The organism is Breoghania sp. (assembly GCF_030066895.1).
GTDB lineage: Bacteria > Pseudomonadota > Alphaproteobacteria > Rhizobiales > Stappiaceae > Breoghania.
Genome location: NZ_JASJAV010000019.1, coordinates 74,473 through 94,005, shown reverse-complemented (window position 1 = coordinate 94,005; position 19,533 = coordinate 74,473). Strand labels below are relative to the sequence as shown.

General features: G+C 61.9%; 13 protein-coding genes and 5 pseudogenes. 7 read left to right on the top strand and 11 right to left on the bottom strand.

The features are described from left to right. Position 1: 1 nt before the first annotated feature. The 9 genes and pseudogenes from QNJ43_RS18580 to QNJ43_RS18540 form a co-directional block, all read right to left on the bottom strand. Positions 2-661: a TetR/AcrR family transcriptional regulator gene (locus QNJ43_RS18580; RefSeq protein ID WP_300472043.1), complete on the bottom strand. Its 660-nt coding sequence runs from the start codon at positions 659-661 to the stop codon at positions 2-4. Positions 662-839: 178 nt separating this feature from the next. Then, on the bottom strand, positions 840-1,265 hold the full coding sequence (locus QNJ43_RS18575; RefSeq protein ID WP_300472042.1) for a 3-keto-5-aminohexanoate cleavage protein: 426 nt from the start codon (positions 1,263-1,265) through the stop codon (positions 840-842). A gap of 61 nt (positions 1,266-1,326) precedes the next feature. Continuing rightward, positions 1,327-1,662 carry a 3-keto-5-aminohexanoate cleavage protein gene (locus QNJ43_RS18570; protein ID WP_300472041.1) on the bottom strand — a complete coding sequence of 112 codons (336 nt, stop codon included), beginning with the start codon at positions 1,660-1,662 and terminating at the stop codon, positions 1,327-1,329. Between the two features lie 88 nt (positions 1,663-1,750). Continuing rightward, positions 1,751-2,520: pseudogene (locus tag QNJ43_RS18565) on the bottom strand (cyclase family protein). Positions 2,521-2,659: 139 nt separating this feature from the next. Next, positions 2,660-2,896: a hypothetical protein gene (locus tag QNJ43_RS18560; protein WP_300472040.1), complete on the bottom strand. Its 237-nt coding sequence runs from the start codon at positions 2,894-2,896 to the stop codon at positions 2,660-2,662. 60 nt (positions 2,897-2,956) lie between these two features. Continuing rightward, complete coding sequence (locus QNJ43_RS18555) at positions 2,957-3,427, bottom strand: MFS transporter (RefSeq protein WP_300472039.1); 471 nt, start codon at positions 3,425-3,427, stop codon at positions 2,957-2,959. 566 nt (positions 3,428-3,993) lie between these two features. After that, positions 3,994-4,842: pseudogene (locus QNJ43_RS18550) on the bottom strand (flagellar motor protein MotB). 19 nt (positions 4,843-4,861) lie between these two features. Continuing rightward, positions 4,862-5,586: pseudogene (locus QNJ43_RS18545) on the bottom strand (MotA/TolQ/ExbB proton channel family protein). A 485-nt stretch (positions 5,587-6,071) separates the two neighbouring features. Next, positions 6,072-7,028, bottom strand: a complete 957-nt coding sequence (locus QNJ43_RS18540) for a KpsF/GutQ family sugar-phosphate isomerase (protein WP_300472167.1) — start codon at positions 7,026-7,028, stop codon at positions 6,072-6,074. A gap of 336 nt (positions 7,029-7,364) precedes the next feature. Here QNJ43_RS18540 and QNJ43_RS18535 point away from each other — a divergent pair, with 336 nt between their 5' ends. The 7 genes from QNJ43_RS18535 (at position 7,365) to QNJ43_RS18505 (ending at position 12,966) form a co-directional block, all read left to right on the top strand. After that, positions 7,365-8,270: an outer membrane beta-barrel protein gene (locus tag QNJ43_RS18535; RefSeq protein ID WP_300472038.1), complete on the top strand. Its 906-nt coding sequence runs from the start codon at positions 7,365-7,367 to the stop codon at positions 8,268-8,270. Positions 8,271-8,383: 113 nt separating this feature from the next. Further along, positions 8,384-8,827: an outer membrane beta-barrel protein gene (locus tag QNJ43_RS18530; RefSeq protein WP_346433039.1), complete on the top strand. Its 444-nt coding sequence runs from the start codon at positions 8,384-8,386 to the stop codon at positions 8,825-8,827. Positions 8,828-8,987: 160 nt separating this feature from the next. Then, a complete protein-coding gene (locus QNJ43_RS18525; RefSeq protein ID WP_300472036.1) occupies positions 8,988-10,196 on the top strand; it encodes a lytic murein transglycosylase in 1,209 nt (402 codons plus the stop codon). A gap of 94 nt (positions 10,197-10,290) precedes the next feature. Further along, entirely contained in the window at positions 10,291-11,487 is a 1,197-nt protein-coding gene (locus tag QNJ43_RS18520; RefSeq protein ID WP_300472035.1) for a GDSL-type esterase/lipase family protein, read from the top strand. A gap of 184 nt (positions 11,488-11,671) precedes the next feature. Further along, complete coding sequence (locus QNJ43_RS18515) at positions 11,672-12,355, top strand: HAMP domain-containing protein (protein ID WP_300472034.1); 684 nt, start codon at positions 11,672-11,674, stop codon at positions 12,353-12,355. Beyond that, positions 12,334-12,753, top strand: a complete 420-nt coding sequence (locus QNJ43_RS18510; RefSeq protein ID WP_300472033.1) for a methyl-accepting chemotaxis protein — start codon at positions 12,334-12,336, stop codon at positions 12,751-12,753. Before QNJ43_RS18515 ends, QNJ43_RS18510 begins: the two co-directional genes overlap by 22 nt. Positions 12,754-12,756: 3 nt before the next feature. Beyond that, complete coding sequence (locus QNJ43_RS18505) at positions 12,757-12,966, top strand: hypothetical protein (RefSeq protein WP_300472032.1); 210 nt, start codon at positions 12,757-12,759, stop codon at positions 12,964-12,966. Between the two features lie 165 nt (positions 12,967-13,131). Here the strand turns inward: QNJ43_RS18505 and QNJ43_RS18500 are convergent. Both QNJ43_RS18500 and gltB read right to left on the bottom strand, forming a co-directional pair. After that, positions 13,132-14,563 (bottom strand): annotated as a pseudogene (locus tag QNJ43_RS18500) (glutamate synthase subunit beta). Then, a pseudogene (gltB, locus tag QNJ43_RS18495) lies at positions 14,556-19,231 on the bottom strand (glutamate synthase large subunit). Before gltB ends, QNJ43_RS18500 begins: the two co-directional pseudogenes overlap by 8 nt. Positions 19,232-19,533 lie beyond the last annotated feature (302 nt).

Below are 19,533 nucleotides of genomic sequence, written 5' to 3'. Positions count from 1 at the left end.
TTCAGATGCCTGAAAGACCGCCGCAAATGAAGCGGATGAGAAATTTGTTCTTCTCGTATTCGTGCGCTTCATTCGTCTCGCTGTCCGACAGCCGCTGCATTCGGGCGTCAAAGTGGCTCATGACGAGGGCGCTCACCGAAAACAGGTAACCCCATGTCAGGCCGTGGAAGTCCTTGTCCGAAAGCGCCTTTTTCAGCGCTTCGATGAATTTCCTTGCCATCGGGTCGTAGTAGTCGCGGATGATGCCACGGGCTTCCTCTTCCGGATCGGAAGCCTCGCGCAGGATGAGCTGCGAATAGATCCACCGCTCCTCTGTTGCCTTGGCGTTGAGCACCGGCATCACGAAGGCTTCAACGATACGATGGAGTGCATCGGGGGCGGTGAGAGGTTCGATTCTGTCCAACTGCTCCAGCCGTTCCTCGAAGAACGTATGGAAGTGGTCGAAGATCGAGCGGTAGAGGTTCTCCTTGTTGGAGAAGTGGTAGACGATCAGGGAAAGCTGGACATCCGCGGCCGTGGCGATCTCGCGCATGGAAACGCTGTGATAGCCCTTCAGCGAAAACAGGCGTCCGGCTTCGATTACGATGCGATACCGGCGCGTGGGGGTGCCGTGATCGTCAGCGTCGATATGTGAACCGGAAGTTTTCCTGGATTTGGCCATTCGTCGCCATTTAAAAGCGGTTCCCGTGCCCATTCGGGACCCTTGACCAATCGAGATAGTAGCCGTTTTCTCGAGATGTCAATGAAAGAGCAAAGTAGAGCCTGCTCGCAGTTTCTTGACGCCGCGAGCAGGCTTCGATCTTTCGAAACGGTGGTCTAAATGCGTCGTGTCCCGTGCCTCAGAGGCTGCGCAAGCCCAGGGTCTCGCGAGCATCGTCCGGCGTTGCATTTTCCCGATCGGCTTCCCGGATGAGGCGAACCGCGCGCGCGACCATCTCGGCATTCGATTTCGCCAGCCGCCCCTTCGCGTAATAGACGTTATCTTCCATGCCAACCCGGATATTGCCGCCGAGTGCGATGGTTGCGTAGAGGATCGGCAGGTGGCTCGCGCCGATGCCGAGCGCCGACCAGTGGGCGTCGGCCGGCAACAGTCCTTTCAGGAAGACGAGGTTCTCCACCGTCGCCGCCATGCCGCCTGCAGCTCCCAGCACGAGCTGGTAGTAGTCCGGTGCCTTGAGAACGTTCTGCTTGATGTATTGGAACGCGTTGTAGATCATTCCGCTGTCGAAGATCTTGATTTCGGGAAGAATATCGAGTTCGGTCATCGTCCGGCCCATCCGTTCGAGGAACTTCGGGGGTTGATGAAAAACGCCTGATGCATCCAGTTCATCGAGCCCGCGTCGTAGGAGGCAAGTTCCGGACGCAACCGGATGAGGTGCTCGATGCGCGATCGTCGGTGGCGTTCAGATCGCCCGAGGTCGTCAGGTTCAGCGCGATGTCGCATTTCTCGCGGATGAGGCCGACTGTTTCCTCGAAGCAGTCGGCATCCATCGTGCCATTGCCCTCGTCATCGCGCATGTGCAGATGTGCGATCGCCGCGCCCGCCTGCCAGCATTCGAAGACGTCCTCGGTGATTTCCGTCGGTGTCAGCGGAATGGCCGGATTGTGCTTCTTGGTCGGCCAGGCTCCGGTGGTGGCGACAGTTACAATCGTTCTTGCCATGAATCTCGGTCTATCTGTCAGTGACTTTGCCTGCATTGAGTGTGCCGGTCGCGATGAAGGTCACGACCGGAGATCCTTGAGGAGATACTCAGGGGAGGATGGCGACGGCGCGAGTCCAGCCCGCAGAACCGCCTTTCACCTTGCAGGGGAAGCAGGCGTTTCGAAGCCGTCGGCGGGGAGCTGGTCGAGATTGTGCAGCTTCTCGATATGGCAGTAGCCGATGTCGTGCCCGGCCTTGTGCCCTTCCCAGATGAGCGAGGCGTCACCCGTTTCCGCATAACGTTTGGCGGTGTGAACGAACGGCGCATCCTAGCTCCAGGCGTCGGTGCCGGTGACCCGGACACCGCGTTTTCCAGCAGGTAGAGCGTTGCCTCGCATCCCATGCCGCAACCGGCGGCAACATAGTCTTCTGACCGTAGATTTCGCCCGCACGGGTGTTGACGACGATAATCTCCATGGGCTGCAGATCGTGGCCGATGCGTTTGAGTTCCGTCTCGACATCGGCTGCGGTGGCGACGTAGCCGTCGTCCATATGGCGGAAGTCGAGTTTCACGCCAGGCTGGTAGCGCCATTCCAACGCTACCTCGTCGATGCTCCATGCCCGTTCGCTGTTGTTCATGGTCGAATGGAAGTAATAGGGCGCGTCGAGATGGGTGCCGTTATGGGTCGTGATCTCGACCCACTCGATCGCCCATGCCTCGCCGTCGGGCAGGTTTTCCTTCTTCAGGCCGGGAAAGAACGGCAGCAGCTCGTCCGTGGTGTCCTGATGGGCGCGATAGTGGATTTTCGGCTCGTAGGTCGGGGGGCTGCCAGGGTGCGGTTTTCGAAATAGATCGACAGGTCGACAATCTTGCGTATAGTCTAAATCTCCTCACTTGCGATCAACCGGCCGTCGGTGCCTTGGGGGCGGGGACAGCATTTTCGCGCAGGGTTTCGGACCGCGGCAGCATCAGTGCCATCAGGCCAGCAATCAGGAATGGGATGGAGCAGAACAGGATCAGCGCCTGCAGGGAAAAGGTCGTCGCAAGACCGCCGAGAACCAGCGGTGCGCAAAGGCAGAGACGCCTCGTCCGACGTTGAAGCAGAAGCCGGACCCCGTGGTGCGGATGCGGACCGGATAGAGTTCGCCGTAGTAGGAGCCCATCAGGCCGACGAAGGCCATGAATAAGGCATAGGCCGGGCCCATCCACAGCAGCATGGAGGGGGTCTCGGTCAGGGCGTAGATGGCGAGCATGATCCCTGAACTGCACAGCGACAGGGCCAGCGCATTGCGCTTTCCGATGATGTCGGCAAGTCAGCCGAAGAGGTTGTAGCCGAAGAACATGCCTACCGAGAGGATGGTCATGAACAGCCCCATGTCGGCGACCGACAGGCCGCGCTGCTTGGGTGGAAAGGCTTCGGCAATATAGGCCGCGATGACCCCCCATAGTCCCCCAAGACCGAGGCCTGCCAGGAAGCGGAGGATCAGGATCTGGGTCCATGTCTGGGCGACCGCGATCAGCATGGTGAGAAGGCTGAAGGAGACAAGGGACCAGAGCATCGCCTTGCGCCGACCGAAATTGTCGGAATACCAGCCCATGAGGACGCTGGAGAACCCGACGCCAATCAGCGTCGCGGTCGCAAGCATGTCCGCTTCGGAGCGGGTCAGGTCCAGATCATTCATGATCGGCTGAAACGCCATTGCCAGCAGAAGCAGATCAAAGGCGTCGAAGGTGTAAGCAGCAAAGCTATCCCCTAGTACCCGGTATTTCTGGGAATTCGCCACATCGTCCTCCATAGCAGTCAAAGCTGTGGCTCTGCCCGTCGAAGCTCCTCGTTGCGGGCAGGCCCGCGTCGCTCGAATAGATTGTACGTACGTACAGTTTAGGCACTGACTATATGTCCAGTCAAAAGACGTACATGCTTTGACTCAGCTCAAATTCCGAAGAGCGAAGAGGAAGAGGGGAGGGGAGACAGTCCGTCGCAAACGAAAGGCGTAGAGAAAATGAGGTGTATCGAAAGAGTGTTACAAGGAGTGGTTGGCCTCGTCGGGAATAGGTACAGCGTCAGGTTTGTATAAATGAAAGAAGTGTAACGGAAGGTGGTGCAAGGCGGCTTGCGGCGGTGGTGGCTAGGCGGGAGATGAGAACCGCAGGGCGGACCTGTCGCCTGAACTGGGCCGAGATGTTGCGGATCGCGTTTGTCGCGGAATGGGGCGCCGTGACCTGGCATGGCTCAACCCGTGCGGAGGCGCGAGCCGTGTGGTTTCTACCCGGCGTTGCTGTTCGCAAGAGCGATGTGTGCGATCAACGCGCTTTGAGCCGTAAGGCGCTTCGCCCGGTTTTCGATATCTCAGGGATTGTAGTCGACCGGCAGGAGCGGGCTTTCGTTCATCAGCAGGATGGAGATACGCCGGTTGGCCGCCAGATAGGGGTCGTGCGGGAAAAGCGGATCGGTGTCCGCCTTGCCGACCACCGCGAAGAAGCGGTCATCTTTGACGCCGTATTCCGACAGGATCTGACGCGCCGCATTGGCGCGGTCGGCGGACAGTTCCCAATTTGTGTAGCCGGAACCCTGGCCGCCGCTGCCCGACATGGTGTGTCCGGTGACCTTGATGCGATTGGGCATTTCCATCAGCACAGGCGCCATCTTGGACAGGAGCTTGCGGGTCGTCTCGTAAGGATATTTCGAGCCTTCCGGGAACATCGAGCGGCCGTCCTGGTCGACCAGCATGATGTTCAGCCCTTCCTCGTTCTCTTCAATGATCAGGTTCGACTGGAATTCGGTGATCTCGGGCATTTCCTACCAGGCCTGACGAATGGAGGCGGCGGTGGCGAACTGGCGGGGTTTCTCGATATTGGCCTTCTCGACGTCGTGGGTATTGTCTTCCGGACCCTGCTTGGAGCGCTGTTCGTGACGTTCGTTGGAGAAGTCGGAATCCTGCTCCTGCGGGCGCTGGGAGAGGTCCTTTATGTATTGCCGGATGGGGATGCCCTGCACCTCGATCATGCCGCTTCGGCGTGAGTTTTCCTTCACGCCGAAAGCATCCTTCATGGAGCCCGCGACGACCTGCAGCTTTTCGCGATCCTGAATGGAAAAGGAGATGATGAGCACGAAGAAGCAGACGAGAAGCGACATCAGGTCGGCAAAGGTGACCAGCCATTCCGGTGCGCCGCCGCCCGCTTGCTTTTTCTTTCCCATCGTCTCGTGCTCCCGTCCGTCAGGCCGCTTTCTGGAAGTCGCCCCGGCTCTTTTCCGGCAGATAAGCGATCAGCATTTCGCGGATGATGGCGGGGCTCTTGGATTCCCGTATCTGCATTACGCCGTCGATGACAAGCGTCTGGTTCAGCTCCTCGACGTCAAATTTCGAATCCAGCTTGTCGACCAGAGGTAGACAAACCGCATTGGAAATCAGAGCGCCGTCAGCAGGGCCACCGCCATGGAAGGGCGGATGGTGGAGGGATCCGTCCATGTTGGCGAGCATCTGCACGAGGCCGACCAGCGTGCCGATCATGCCGAAGGCGGGCGTGCTGTCGCCCAGCGCCTTGAAGACGCGTTTGTCTTCCGACAGGCGCTCCAGGTAGAGATCGCGCTCGCGCTTCATAGAGCCCTTGATGAAGTCGCCGTCATAGCCGTCGGCGATGTACTGGACGCCGTGCGCCAGCGTCGGCTCGGAAACTTCGACATTCTCCAGTCCGAGAGGGCCGGACTTGCGGGCGGTATCAGCGAGCTCGGTGATCTTCTCGACCAGTTCGCGCGGCTCGACCTTCTTGTGGGAGAAGGCGACCTTGGCGGAAAACGGATGAGGGTCGCGGCGAAACCGCCGCCGATGACGATCAGAATGAAGGGAATGTCGACGAACTGGGAAAAGCTGCCACCCACGAAGATCGCGGCGATAACGACAGCCAGGGCTCTCAAGACACCGATGATACTAGCAAGATCCATAGCCGGATGCTGCTCCTCAGCCGCCGGGACATGTCTTGTCGACGATGCTCGACGCCCTCGTTTACGTTAATGGTCTAAGGCTTGCCGACAGAGGGGTGTCATACTGTCGAAAGTCAGCCCGATCCCGTTTCAGCCCCGTATTCGTTGCCCACCTTAAGCGAGGTGTCGCTAAGCAATTGCTAATCGCGACCGAGAATGGACGCACACGGCACTTCGCCATGGTTATTGTTTACAAAGGGGAAACAACGGGGGTTGGATTGGAAAATCGAACGATGGAAAAGCTGCGAAGGGCCCCTGAAAAAGGTAAGCGGCCGCAGAAATGTGCGCTTGCAAACCCCTGAACGGCCTTTTGTCGCAAGGCGATACGGGGAGGGATCGTTTCAGCGGACGGGTGGAGTTTGGTTGAGGTGTCGCGCCTGAGTGCGGCGATGAAAAAGCGCTCATACAGGCAGGAAACGGGGCTCGCGAAGCCCCGTCGTCAGGCCTCAAGCAGCGCCGACGCGCAGCAGATCGTGGAAATGCACGATGCCGACGGGGCGGCCGTCTTCCACCACGAAAAGGGCCGTGATGGAGGAGGAATGCAGATGCTCCAGGGCGGAGGCGACCAGAAGATCGGGAGCCACCACCTTGGGATCGCGCGTCATGATATCCTCGACCTTGCGATCGAGGAAATTGCTGTCCATGTGGCGGCGCAGGTCGCCGTCGGTGATGATGCCGACGAGCTTGTGCAGGCCGTTGACAATGCCGAGGCAGCCGAAGCCCTTGCTCGTCATCAGCACGATCGCCTCGCGCACCGGGGTGCCGAGCGGCATCACCGGCATGTCCTCGCCGGTATGCATGATCTCGCGCACCAGACGCAGGCTGGCGCCCAGTCGTCCGCCGGGATGGAAAATCGAGAAATCGCGCGTCGTGAAGCCGCGCGCTTCCAGAAGGGCGATGGCGAGCGCGTCGCCGATGGCCATCTGGATGATGGTGGAGGAAGTCGGCGCCAGGCCCAGCGGGCAGGCTTCATCGACACGCGGCAAGGCCAGCACGATATTGGCCACGCGACCCAGTGCGCTGTCCTTGCGCGAGGTGACGGCGATCAGCGGCACGTTGAAGCGGCGCGTATAGGCGATGGTGGGGGCCAGTTCATGCGTCTCTCCCGACCAGGAAATGGCGATGACGACGTCGCGCTCGGTGATCATGCCGAGGTCGCCATGGCTCGCCTCGGTGGCGTGAACGAAGAAGGCCGGCGTGCCGGTGGAGGCGAAGGTCGCCGCCATTTTGGTGCCGATACGTCCGCTCTTGCCCACGCCGGTGACGATCAGGCGCCCGTCGGTGAGCTTGCTGATCAGGTCGACCGCCCTGGTGAAGGACACCGACAGGCCGTTGCTCAGTGCTGCGCGCAACGCCTTGATTGCGGTGATTTCCGTATCAAGCGTGTGCTCGGCGGAAACGATCCATTTCTGAGCGCGCTCGTCGGCGGAGTTAGCGGCCTCCGCGCCGGGCTGATTTTCCGGATTAAACACTGACGTCCTCATGCGCCATGACCGGCCGACCCTGCGTGTCCGGTCGTCCCGGCCGGACCTTGTTTCGCATCCTTTGCTCTCAATATCAAATGTTTGCGGCAATACCGAGACGATATGCCTGCTTTGCACAAAACGAGCCTGTAACCGACCCGGACAACGGATTTCCGTACAGCATCACAAAATAAAATTAACCAAAGTTTTTTACACTTCGGAAAGTATGAACGCGCGCAAACGAGCGCGCCCAATGGAACCGGGCCGATCAGGCAGATGATGCGTACCGCACTCGTTCTCTGCGTTCTGGCCGTTGCAACCACGGCCGCCGCCCAAACGCGCGATTCAGGCGCGTTACGGGGATTGTTTGCCTCCGATTCAAGCGGTATCGACGTCTGGAACGAGGGAACGGAGCCGGACGACGATCTGCTCGGCGATGGTTCCTACGGCAAGGATCTCAGCACCACGAGCACGCGCAGCACGACCGGCACTGACAAGACGGCGACGGATACGAACGCGGAGAGCGAGACCGGTGCGGCCATGCCGCCGGAACGGCCCCTCGGGCCTTCTCCGGAAGACGAAGCTGCGGCGGCGGGACCCGTGCAGCCGGTCGCCCCGGTGGCGCCGCTGACGACCGGATCGATCCGGCAGGCGAACGTCGTCGACGGCAGCCTTGTCGGCGACACGGTACGCGATGCGCCGCGCGGCATTCGGGCCGGAAACTTTCTGCTTTTCCCGGAACTGATCATGCGCGGCGGGGCGACATCGAACGTGCAGGGCGCGGCCGGAGGCGAGGCGGGTTCGTTCTATCGGGTGGATCCGTCCGTGCGCATATCGAGCGACTGGGACAGGCATGCGCTGGAGCTGAACCTCAGGGGCAACTTCACCGGTTATCCGGATGCGCCGACCGGCGCGCAGGATGACGATATTACCGGAAGAGGCCACCGGCTCGCTGCGCATCGATGCGGGCGAGGTGACTACAGTGGATGCCCGCGGCTCCTATACGGTCAGTCCGGAATCCCTGTCGAGTTCGGAAAACCAGAGCGGCTCGAAGCGAACCTATCAGCACGGGCTTTCCGGCTCGCTGGGAGTGACGCGCGATGCCGGGCTCGTCGCGTTGACGCTGCGGGGCGGGCTCGACGCCAGTCTCTATACCGGCGGATCGGGCGACGAGGAGCGTGACAACGTGGTGGCATCGGGCACGGTGCGCGTTGCCTACGGACTGCGCTCCACCGTCTCGCCCTTTGCCGGGGCGACCCTTCTCGGGCGTTTCTTCGAGGACGATAGCGATCGCAATGCGAACGGCTATGCGGTGCGAACCGGCGTGGCGGTCGATAACGGGGGCAAGCTCTCGGGAGAGATCGGCGTCGGCTGGCGCGCGGAAGACATTACCGGCGACGACCAGGCTGACGTCGGTGCGGCTCAGCGCATCGACAACATTCGAGGCCTCCTCCCTGACCGGGGCCTCGGGATCGCTGGTGCGTCTCGGCGAGTTGACCGTGGCGCATTCGCTGACGAACGAGGTTGCCGTGTCCGTCTCCGGCGGGGCCGCCTACCGTTCCTACCAGGGCATCGACCTGAACGAGCTGACCTATACCGGCAGCGCGACGGCGACCTACGCCATCACGGATATGACGGACCTGCAGGCGGAATACAGCTACGAGCATTTCGACAGCTCTCGTGCGGGTCAGGATTACGACAGTCACACGATCGAAGCCGGCGTTCGGTTCCGGCGTTGAGAAGAAAAACGATAACCTTGCGTCATTCTCGCGCCGGAATTGTCGGCTCCGATCCATCTTTGAACATCGAGATTTGGATATCGGAGTAGAGATGCCTTTCATTCCGAGGTTCACCCTTCGCTCCCTTGCCCCCTTTCGCGCTTCGGCAAAGCGAGTTCCGTTGCGCCGTGCGGGCGCAATGACGATCGCAGCGCTATTCGCACTGATGCTGTTTGAACCGGCACATGCACAGGCGAGCTTTGACGGCTGGAAGCGCAGCTTCTGGCGTCAGGCGTATGCTGCGGGCATTTCGCGCGCGATCTACGACAATGCCATGCACGGGGTGACGCTTGATCGCGAGGTCATTGCCAAGACCGACAATCAGGCGGAATTCGTCAAGCCGGTCTGGGACTATCTGGAACGGGTCGTTTCAGATACGCGGATCGAGAACGGGCGCGAGAAGCTGCGGGAGAATGCCCCGGTCCTCTATCAGATCGAGAAATCCTTCGGCGTCGACCGGCATGTGGTCGTGGCGATCTGGGGCATGGAATCGGCCTACGGCGCGGTGCTCGACAATCACAAGATCATGCGGCCGGTGGTCCGTTCTCTGGTTTCGCTCGCCTATGATGGTGGCCGCTACAAGAATTTCGGTCGCAAGCAGCTGATCGCGGCGCTCAAGATCCTGCAGCATGGCGACGTCGATCCGGCGCACATGATGGGCTCCTGGGCGGGGGCGATGGGCCATACCCAGTTCATTCCCACCACCTACAACGCCTATGCGGTCGATTTCGACGGCGATGGCAAGCGTGACATCTGGGGCTCGATCCCCGATGCGCTGGCGTCCACGGCGGCCTATCTGAATTCGTCGGGTTGGGAACCGGGTAAGACCTGGGGCTATGAGGTCAAGCTGCCGCACGGCTTCAACTATGCTCTGGGCGATACGCGCAAGAAGCGTCCGCTTGCCGAATGGGCAAAGCTGGGCGTGCGGCGCACCGAGGGCCGGAACTTCCCCCGGCCTTCCGACGAGGTGTATCTTTTGGCGCCCGCGGGGGCCAAGGGGCCCGCATTCCTGATGCTGAAGAACTTCGACGTCATCAAGCGCTACAACAATGCCGATTCCTATGCGCTGGCGGTAGGCCATCTGGCGGACCGGCTGCGCGGCGGCGACGCTTTCGTGCGCAACTGGCCGGATGGCGACCGTCCGCTGAATGACGACGAAACCAAGCGCATGCAGTCGCTTCTGAACCGGCGCGGTTACGAGGCGGGTACGGTCGATGGCAAGATCGGCAGTCAGACCCGTGCGGCGATCCGCTCCTACCAGCGCGATGTGGGCATGGCGCCGGACGGGTTTGCCAGCTTCCTGCTGCTGAAGCAGTTGCAGGGCGACTGACAGGCTGCTTGCACCTGCGGGCCGGGCGTACGTATATGGTGCGCATGTCAGCTCGTGGGGCGGGCATGAAACGAGGCGTGAAATCAGGATGCGGATGTCGGACGTGCGGATAATTGGTTTTGCGGTGACGATGCTGGCCGCCGCCAGCTTCGCGCTATCGGCCGCGGCCGCTTCGAGTTCCAGTGCTCCGACGCCCATTACTCCGGTTGCCGGTGCCACTCTGAGCGCTCCAGTCCCGGCGGCCTCCGCCGGGCTTTCCGCGCCTGCACCTGCTTCCGGTGCGCCGATCGTGCTTGCGCAGGATAACAGCGGTTGGCATCCGCTGTCGCCGTTGCTCCGTCTCTTTCGCGGAGGGCGCCACGCCGCGCTGCCGCGCAAGCTGAAGGAGCCCGAAAAACCCCAGCGCAGGCTGACGACCTTCGCCCTCGCACCGCCGAAGATCCAGGGAGAGCCGAAGACCAAGAACGCGCGCACCGTGCTCGTTGTCGGCGACGCGATAGCGGAAGGGCTGGCGCGTGGACTCAAGGCCGCCTACGCCCAGACGTTGACCATCAAGGTGGACAGCGAAATCTCCCGCTCGCGCGGACTGATCCGAGAAAGCGATCTCGACTGGCCCACCCGCATCGCTGAACGGCTGGCCAGGGGAGATGCCAATTTGGTCGTGGTCATGCTCGGCACGGACGATCGCCGTCGGCTGGAGCATGAGGGCTCTCGCGCCGCCTTCCGCGATTCCGATTGGGAGGAGGCGTACCGCAAGCTCGTGCAACGCGCGGTGGCGTCCGTGCGCGACGCCCGCAAGCCGCTGGTCTGGGTCGGGCTGCCGCCTGCCAGCGGGCCCGATCGGCGCTCCGATTTCAGTTATCTGAACGATTTCTACAAGGAAAAGGTGGAGACCGCCGACGGCGTTTTCGTCGATATCTGGGAGACTTTTTTGTCGGAAGAAGGCAAATACACGTCCTATGGAGCGGATGTGGACGGCAAACGTCGGCGTTTGCGTACATCCGACGGACTCTATTTCAGCTGGCCCGGATATCGCAAGGTTGCGTTCTTCGTTCAACAGCGTCTGGCACGTATCCTTGGGGAAGGGCCGTCGCTGGAGCTTGCCTTTCCCGGCGATGACGCAAATCTGATCTTGTTGAGCGGCGGGGCCTCGCGTAAGGATACGCTGGCCGGTGAAAAGATCGCGCCGGCTATCCCTGCGGAAGGATCTTTGCAGCACAAGTTGATTGTCGAGGGGCGACCGCTACCGGAGGTAGAGGGGCGCGTCGACGACTATCGCCGGGCGCAGTAATCGCCTCGAAAATTCTCCTCCATCTACGATATTTTTACCTATGCCGCAGAGATTTGCCCCCGACACGCACTCGGGGGAAGTGCCATGCGTCCCGACGCAGCCTGCATGATCCCGCCGAATGGGCGAGGTAACAATGTCTGCGGGTTTCGCTTCGTTTTTCCGGCTCACGATCCTGGGCCGATTCATGCTGCTGGTGGGCAGCGCCGCACTGATCATGGTCGCGGGTACCGCCTACGCCTTCTATGTCTTTCGCGAAGCCCTGACCTCCGCCCTCGGTAACCCCGATCAGACCGCGGCCTTCATCGGTCAGGGGGCGGCGTTCCATGTGGACGGGCTGATATTCGACCAGATGCAGACCATCGTGCTCGTCTGCATGCCGGTCGGCGCGCTCTTCCTCGTCATGGCCGTGACACTGGCGCTGGGCGTGGCCCGCCCACTGACCCGGCTGCAGAACGGTCTCGACCGCATGTCGCAGGGCGATTTCGACGTCCATATCGATGGCGAGGGCCGTACCGACGAGATCGGTACCATTGCGCGCTCCGTCATCGATTTCCGCACGAAACTTGCCGAGTGCGCCCGGATGGACGCGGAACGCCAGACGGCGGACCAGCGCCGGGTCGACGAGGATCGCCATCAGTTGATGATGGACGTGGCGGAGGATTTCGAGCGCTCCGTCCTCAGCGTCGTCGACGCGTTGTCGAATGCGGCGGGCAGGGTCGATTCCAACAAGGATAACCTGCGCGAGGCGGTCACGGCCTCAGGCGAGGCGGTGACGGATGTTTCCGGCGCGTTCGGGGATGCGAGCGCGGCGGTGTGGATGCTGTCTTTGTCTCGGCGGAAAAACTGTTGGAAGCCGTCTCCGGCATAGGCCGCGCCATGCGGCAGGCGGCCTCGATTGTCGAGGAGGCGGTGGACGAGGCGCGCAAGATTGATGTGATCGTCGGCCGGCTGGCAGAAAGCGGCAAGGCGATCGGCGAGGTGGTGGATCTGATCAGCCAAATTGCCGATCAAACCAATCTTCTGGCCCTCAACGCCACGATAGAAGCGGCGCGCGCCGGTGAGGCGGGCAAGGGATTTGCGGTGGTCGCCAACGAGGTGAAGGCCCTAGAGAGGCAGACCAGCAAGGCGACGGAGGAAATTTCCTCTCAGGTTGTCTCGGTTCAGACGGTGGCCGATCAGGCGGTCAACGCGATCCGCACCATCACCGATACGATTACCCGCATCAGCGAGATCTCCGGGCACATTCTGGGCGCCGTCAACGAGTAGACCATGGCGACGGAAGAAATCACGCGCTCGGTTCACCACGCCAACGGCAGTGCGGAGCGCGTGGGCTCGAACGTGGAGCGGCTGACGCAGGCAACGACAACGAGCAAGCAGGCCTCCCAGGAAATGCGCGAGGCGGCCTGCGAACTGTCCGGGCTTTCGGGCAAGCTTCAGTCGCAGGTGAGCCAGTTCCTGACAAGTATTCGTGCGGCTTGAGCAGGCGTGGGAGCGGAGCTCGCTTTCGCGCGTCAGTTGCGTTGCTGAGTTATGGAGTGTGCAGGCCATCCTTCAAGATGGCCGCCTGTTCCGGCCTCAGGCACAAAAAAAAGTGCGGTCCGAAGATCGAACCCTGTTCATCAGACCATTCGGACCTGCCGCGCGTTAGCGCGGCAGGTCCGTCTTGCCCATCAGGTCAAGGTCGATGGCGCGGGCCGCTGACGACTCTCGCGAATCGCCTACACAACCAGCGATTGACCGCGGCCTACGTCGCCGTAGGCGTAGATGTCGGCGACAGACGCGCGATAGTCGTCCGTGTTGGCCTTGATGTTGGTGCGCTTGTCGAGTTCCAGATCGTCGCCCAGCTCCTTAATGTAGGTGTTGAGTTGGGGCCGGAGAACCTGATCGCGGCCAGAACCAGCCCGGCGCGCAGGACGAATTCCGTGCCCTCGATGGGAACGCGGCGCTCGTCCACACGAGCGCATTTGACGCCCGTGACGTGGCCGTCCTTGTCGCCGACGATTTCCAGCGTGGCGGCGGAGAATTCACGCTCGGCGCCCTCGACCTGCGAGGAAGACGTGCGGAACTTGGTCGGCCAGTAGGGCCACACCGTCAGTTTGTCTTCTTTCAGCGGCGGGATGGGACGGATGTCGAGCTGGGTGACGGACACTGTGCCCTGACGGAACGAGGTGACGACGCAGTCCGACGCCGTGTCGCCGCCGCCGATGACCACCACATGCTTGCCGCCCGCCCAGATGGGCTCCTCGTGGGAGACGTCCTCGCCGTTGATGTGGCGGTTCTGCTGCACGAGGAAGGGCATCGCCCAGTGGCAGCCCTCAAGCTCCATGCCCGGCACGCCCGGATCGCGCGGACGCTCGGCACCGGTTGCAAACAGCAGCGCATCATGGCGCGAGCGCAGTTCGGCAACGGTCGTCGTGACGCCGACATTCACGCCGTACTCGAAGGCCACGCCTTCCGCTTCCATCTGGTGGACGCGACGCTGGATGTGGTGCTTCTCCATCTTGAAGTCGGGAATGCCGTAGCGCAGCAGACCGCCCACAAAGGGCTCGCGCTCGTAGATCACGACATCGTGGCCGACCCGCGCAAGCTGCTGAGCGGCGGCCAGGCCCGCGGGGCCCGAGCCGATCACGCCGACGCTGCGGCCGGTCTTGTGGTCTGCCGGTTCCGGCGTGATCCAGCCGTTCGTCAAGGCCTTTTCGGCGATCGACTGCTCGACCGTCTTGATGTTGACCGGGAGGTCCTCGATGTTCAGCGTACACGCCTCCTCGCACGGAGCGGGGCAGACGCGGCCGGTGAACTCGGTGAAGTTGTTGGTGGAATGGAGGTTGTGGATCGCTTCCTCCCAGTCCTCTTCGTAGACGAGATTGTTCCAGTCCGGAATCTGGTTGTCGACGGGACAACCGTTCGGTCCGTGACAGAACGAGATTCCGCAATCAATGCAGCGCGTGGCCTGGCGCACCACTTCCTGCTCGGCCAGCGGCAGGGTGAGCTCGCGGAAATGACGGATACGATCGGAGGCAGGCTGATACTTCTGGTCCTGCCGGTCGATCTCGAGAAAGCCGGTTACCTTACCCATAACTCTTCGCGTCTCCTACTCGGCGGTTGCCTGCGCGCCGAGGCGCCGCTCTTCCATTTTGCATTTTGCGCAAGGCGCGGGAGTATTCGACCGGCATCACTTTGACGAATTTCGGTCTGAACTCGCTCCAGTTGTCCAGGATCTCCTGAGCCCAGGCCGATCCCGTATGGTGAATGTGTTTGGCCAGGATTTGACGAAGCCGCTCGTCGTCGTGACCGGTCAGATCGCCCGCCAGGTCGACGCGACCCTTGTGCTCGATATCGCCGCCATGGGTGGTGCAGCTTCTCCAGCAGATCGTCTTCTTCCGCCACCGGTTCCAGATCCACCATCGCCAGGTTGCAGCGTTTGCGGAAGGAGTCTTCCTCGTCGAGCACGTAGGCGACGCCGCCGGACATGCCGGCCGCGAAGTTGCGGCCCGTCCAGCCGAGCACCACGACGACACCGCCGGCCATGTATTCGTAGCCGTGGTCGCCGATGCCTTCGACAACCGCCAGGGCGCCGGAGTTGCGGACTGCGAAGCGCTCGCCCGCGATGCCGCGGATGTATCACTCACCCTCGGTCGCACCGTAGAGAACGGTGTTGCCCGCGATGATCGAATGATCGGGGTCGGCCGCGCTCTTGGGATCGGGCTGGATGACGATCTTGCCGCCCGACAGGCCCTTGCCGACATAGTCGTTGACGTCGCCCTGAAGGTCGAAGGTCACGCCGCGCGATAGGAAAGCGCCGAAAGCCTATCCGGCCGTGCTGTGCAGGGAGAGGGTGATCGTGTCGTTGAGCAGGCCCTTGTGGCCGTAGCGCTTGGCGACCTGACCCGACAGCATGGCAGCGGCGGAGCGGTTCACGTTGTCGATGTGTGTCTCGATCTTCACCGCTTCGCGGCGTTCGAACGCCGGCTCTGCTTCCGCGATCAGCTTGCGGTCGAGAATGTCGTCGATCGGATGCTTCTGAAGCTGCGTGTGACGGCAGGCCTCGGCCGGAGTATCGGGCTTGAAGAACAGGCCGGTGAAGTCGAGGCCCTTGACCTTCCAGTGATCGATCATCGGCTGCTTGTCGAGAAGGTCGAAGCGGCCGATCAGTTCGTCGATCTTGCGGAAGCCGAGGGACGCCATCAGTTCGCGCAACTCTTCGGCGATAAAGAAGAAGGAGTTGATGATGTGCTCGGGCGTGCCCTTGAACCGCTTGCGCAGCACCGGATCCTGCGTGGCGATGCCGACGGGGCAGGTGTTCAGGTGGCACTTGTTCATCATCAGGCACCCCGGCCGAAATCAGCGGCGCGGTGGAGAAGCCGAACTTGTCTGCGCCCAGCAGAGCGTCGATCAGCACGTCGCGGCCGGTGCGAAGATCGCCGTCGACCTGCAGGGTGATGCGCGAGCGCAACTTGTTCAGGACCAGCGTTTGATGGGTCTCGGCAAGGCCGATCTCCCAGGGACTGCCCGCATGCTTGAGCGAGGTCAGCGGAGAGGCGCCGGTGCCGCCGTCATAGCCGGAGATGGTGATGTGGTCGGCGCGCGACTTGGTGACGCCGGCCGCAACCGTACCAACGCCCACCTCGGAGACGAGCTTAACGGAGATATCTGCTTCCGGATTGACGTTCTTCAGGTCGTAGATGAGCTGCGTCAGATCCTCGATGGAGTAGATATCGTGGTGCCGCGGGGGCGAGATCAGGCCGACGCCCGGCGTCGAGTGCCGGGTTTTGGCGATGATCGCGTCGACCTTGTGGCCGGGAAGCTGACCGCCTTCGCCGGGCTTGGCACCCTGCGCGACCTTGATCTGGATCATGTCGGAGTTGACGAGGTACTCCGTCGTCACGCCGAAACGGCCCGAGGCGACCTGCTTGATCGCCGAGCATTCCGGATTGGGCGAGCCGTCGGGTAGGGGATAGAAGCGCTCGGGCTCTTCGCCGTCTTCACCGGTGTTCGACTTGCCGCCGATGCGGTTCATGGTGACCGCCAGCGTGGTGTGCGCCTCGCGCGAGATCGAGCCGAAGGACATGGCGCCGATGGAGAAGCGGTGCATGATGTCGGTGGTCGATTCGACCTCTTCGAGTGGCACCGGCTGGTTGCCGACTTCGCTCGCGTCCTTGATCCGGAACAGACTGCGGATGGTGAAGCGGCCGTGCTCCTCGTTCATCACGCGAGAGAACTCGCGATACTGATCGGGAAGATTGCCGCGCACTGCGTGCTGCAAGTTGGCGATGACGTCCGGCGTCCACATGTGGTTCTCGCCGCGCATGCGAAAGGCGTATTCGCCGCCGACCTCCAGCGAGTTGTGCAGCACCGGCATGTCGGAGAAGGCGGCCGCATGGCGACGCACGGTCTCCTCGGCCACCTCGGCAAGTCCGATGCCCTCGATCATGGTGGCGGTACCGAAGAAGTACTTGTCCACGAAGGAGGAGGCGAGGCCGATCGCATCGAAGATCTGCGCGCCGCAATAGGACTGGTAGGTCGAGATGCCCATCTTGGACATGACCTTCAGGATGCCCTTGTCGATCGACTTGATGTAGCGCTTGACGATCTCGTACTCGTCCACTTCCTTGGGGAAGTTGAGGCGTTCATGCATCTGCAGGAGCGTCTCGAAGGCGAGATAGGGGTTGATCGCCTCCGCGCCGTAGCCCGCCAGCACGCAGAAATGGTGCACTTCGCGCGGCTCGCCGGTTTCCACCACCAGGCCGACGGAGGTCCTGAGACCCTTGCGGATCAGTTGGTGGTGCACGGCCGCGGTCGCCAGCAGCGCCGGGATCGGCACGCGGGAGTGCGAGATCAGACGGTCGGACAGGATGATGATGTTGTAGCCGGCGTGAACCGCCTGCTCCGCCCTGTTGCAGAGCGAGGTCAGCGCATCTTCTATGCCCTCGGTGCCCTTTTCCACCGCGTAGGTGGTGTTGAGCGTCTTGGTCCGGAACTGGTTATCGGAGATGTCACCGATGGCCCGGATCTTTTCCAGATCCGGGTTGGTGAGGATCGGCTGGCGCACCTCAAGGCGCTTGGAGCCGGACACCCCTTCTAGATCGAACAGGTTCGGACGCGGGCCGATGCAGGAGACGAGGCTTATCACCAGCTCTTCGCGGATCGGATCGATCGGCGGGTTCGTCACCTGCGCGAAGTTCTCCTTGAAGTAGGTGTAGAGCAGCTTCGACTTGTCGGAGAGCGCGTAAATGGGCGTATCCGTGCCCATCGAGCCGATGGCTTCCTGACCGACGGTGGCCATGGTCGACATCAGAAGCTTGATGTCTTCCTGGGTGTAGCCGAAGGCCTGCTGGAGATCGAGCAGGCTCTCGCCGGAAACCGGAGCCATGTCCTCCAGCACGATCTGGCTGCGCTTCAGCCATTCGCGGTAGGGGTTGGCGGTGGCAAGCTGCTGCTTGACCTCCTCGTCCGCGATGAGGCGGCTTTTTTCCAGGTCGATCAGCATCATCAGGCCGGGCTGCAGACGCCACTTCTTGACGATCTTCTCCTCCGGCACCGGCAGGACGCCGACTTCCGAGGACATAATGACGATGTCGTCGTTGGTGACAATGTAGCGGGCCTGACCCAGGCCGTTACGGTCAAGCGTCGCGCCGATCTGGCGGCCGTCGGTGAAGGCCACTGCGGCCGGGCCGTCCCACGGCTCCATCAGCGCTGCGTGGTATTCGTAGAAGGCGGCGCGTTCCTCGCTCATCAGCGGGTTGTCAGCCCAGGCTTCCGGGATCAGCATCATCGCCGCATGGGCCAGCGAGTAGCCGCCCATGACGAGGAATTCGAGCGCGTTGTCCAAGCAGGCGGTGTGCGACTGACCTTCGTAGGAGATCGGCCACAGCTTGGAGATGTCGTCGCCGAACAGCGGCGAGGCGACGGAGGCCTGACGGGCCGCCATCCAGTTGACGTTGCTGCGCAGCGTGTTGATCTCGCCGTTATGCGCCACCATGCGATGGGGGTGCGCCAGCTTCCACGAGGGGAAGGTGTTGGTGTAGAACCGCTGGTGGACGAGGGCGAGCACTGTCTCGAGGTCGAGGTCGGGGTCGGGGTCGGTCAGCTCCTTGTAATAGGCGGCGACCTGCTCGGCCAGGAACATGCCCTCGTAGACGATGGTCCGGCTCGACATAGAGACAATATAGAAGCCGATATTCTCGCCGTTGGTGCGGTCGAAGATGGCGTTGGAGATGATCTTGCGCGTCAGATAGAGCTTGTCGTCGTCTAGCCCCTCGGGGCGGGCGCAGAAAATCTGCCGGTGAACAGGCTCGGTTGCCGCGATCTCTGGATCCTTCGACAGCAAGGAATTCTCGGTTGGCACGGTGCGCCAACCGAGAACCGCAAGGCCGTTTTCCTCCGCCACGCGGGCGACGGTCTGTTCGCAGTCGGTGCGGAGACCTTCCTAGCGCGGCAGGAAAAGCTGGCCGATGGCGTAGTGGTTTGCTTCCGGCAGTTCGAAGCCGAGGCCGGGGGCCTCGCGGCGGAAGAGCTTGTCGGGGATCTGCAGCAGCAAGCTCGCGCCGTCACCCATCAGCGGATCGGTGCCCACCGCACCGCGATAGGTGAGGTTGACCAGAATGCGCAGGCCGTCCTTGACAATTTGGTGCGACTTGACGCCCTTCATGTGGGCGATGAAGCCCACGCCGCAGGCGTCATGCTCGTTCAGCGGGTTATAAAGACCGCGGGCGGACGGCAGGCCGTATGCAGGGCATTTGGACAGGTGTTTGTCGCGGCGTGGGACGTTTGGCGGCGGCCGTCGTACGGTCTCCGGCCTTCACGGAAATTTTCTGCCGATCCCAATTCGCGATATCCTGTCTGCTCATACCGTTCCTTGCCCCATTTTCAGCCGCGCACGCGTCATGCGTACCGGCCGTTTTTCCCTTTCATGCACCCCGATCCGCCAGGGCGCGAAACCGGGCCCGGGCTTTTTTGCTCGCGCGCATTAGCCGCGCATCGGGTCGGCCTTCCTCTCGGGTCATACCACATCCGGGTACGGCTCGAGCGATGAGACCGGCCAATGCC

Excerpts from the sequence above, each read along its gene's own strand:
- QNJ43_RS18580 (WP_300472043.1), bottom strand. The coding sequence starts at position 661 with ATGGCCAAATCCAGGAAAACTTCCGGTTCACATATCGACGCTGACGAT.
- QNJ43_RS18575 (WP_300472042.1), bottom strand. The coding sequence starts at position 1,265 with ATGACCGAACTCGATATTCTTCCCGAAATCAAGATCTTCGACAGCGGA.
- QNJ43_RS18570 (WP_300472041.1), bottom strand. The coding sequence starts at position 1,662 with ATGGCAAGAACGATTGTAACTGTCGCCACCACCGGAGCCTGGCCGACC.
- QNJ43_RS18560 (WP_300472040.1), bottom strand. The coding sequence starts at position 2,896 with ATGCTCGCCATCTACGCCCTGACCGAGACCCCCTCCATGCTGCTGTGG.
- QNJ43_RS18535 (WP_300472038.1), top strand. The coding sequence starts at position 7,365 with ATGATGCGTACCGCACTCGTTCTCTGCGTTCTGGCCGTTGCAACCACG.
- QNJ43_RS18530 (WP_346433039.1), top strand. The coding sequence starts at position 8,384 with ATGCGAACGGCTATGCGGTGCGAACCGGCGTGGCGGTCGATAACGGGG.
- QNJ43_RS18520 (WP_300472035.1), top strand. The coding sequence starts at position 10,291 with ATGTCGGACGTGCGGATAATTGGTTTTGCGGTGACGATGCTGGCCGCC.
- QNJ43_RS18515 (WP_300472034.1), top strand. The coding sequence starts at position 11,672 with ATGCTGCTGGTGGGCAGCGCCGCACTGATCATGGTCGCGGGTACCGCC.
- QNJ43_RS18505 (WP_300472032.1), top strand. The coding sequence starts at position 12,757 with ATGGCGACGGAAGAAATCACGCGCTCGGTTCACCACGCCAACGGCAGT.